General features: G+C 57.3%; 1 protein-coding gene and 1 pseudogene. Both read left to right on the top strand.

Annotated elements, in window-relative coordinates; genetic code table 11:
• Positions 1-413: PDDEXK nuclease domain-containing protein (locus WS61_RS26480; protein ID WP_157692785.1), on the top strand; the 413-nt coding region annotated here is incomplete at its 5' end.
• 103 nt (positions 414-516) lie between these two features.
• Positions 517-716 (top strand): annotated as a pseudogene (locus tag WS61_RS35435) (hypothetical protein); the annotation flags it as partial.

The raw sequence follows: 716 nt of genomic DNA, 5'->3' as shown, positions 1-716 counted from the left end.
TGGCGGATTTCCTCCTCGAGCTCGGCGATGACTTTGCGTTCATAGGTCGGCAGCGGCGTCTACGGATCGATGACACCTGGTTTCGAGTCGATCTCGTGTTTTTTCACCGGCGCTTGCGATGCCTGCTCATTATCGATTTGAAGGTCGGGCGCTTCAGCTATGCGGACGCGGGGCAGATGCATCTTTACCTCAACTACGCGCGTGAACATTGGATGAAGCCCGGCGAAAACCCCCCAGTTGGCTTGATTCTGTGTGCTGAAAAAGGCGCGGCCGAGGCGCATTATGCACTCGACAACTTACCGAACAAGATACTCGCAGCGGAGTATCAGACGGTCCTCCCGGATGAGGCCACGTTCGCGCGAGAATTGGAACGTACCAGGATCGAACTGGAGCGCCGGGGCCGCAAGGCGTGACTTCCCGTCCGAAGTTCCGAAGTGCTTAAACATGCGCGGATCGGCGAATACGATGGAGCGGTCGTCCGGTAAAATTTGATGTTGCTGGCACGGCAATCAAGCTATGCGAAAACACTCTACCGTGCGCCGACGGCCACTGACGAAGGCGCAACTACTACCTCTTCCGGTTGATCAGGTCCGTCGTCTTTCTCTCAAGCACCACCTCGCACTTGCGCTGCTTTGCGGCGGCAGTGGCGATATTGAGTCGATCGCCACGCTGTCCAATATGCTCGCGCTCGCGTTCTATTTGCGTTCCGACGGCGA

The organism is Burkholderia sp. ABCPW 11, from assembly GCF_001523445.1.
Classification (GTDB): Bacteria; Pseudomonadota; Gammaproteobacteria; order Burkholderiales; family Burkholderiaceae; genus Burkholderia.
This window is presented reverse-complemented; position numbering and strand designations above follow the sequence as displayed.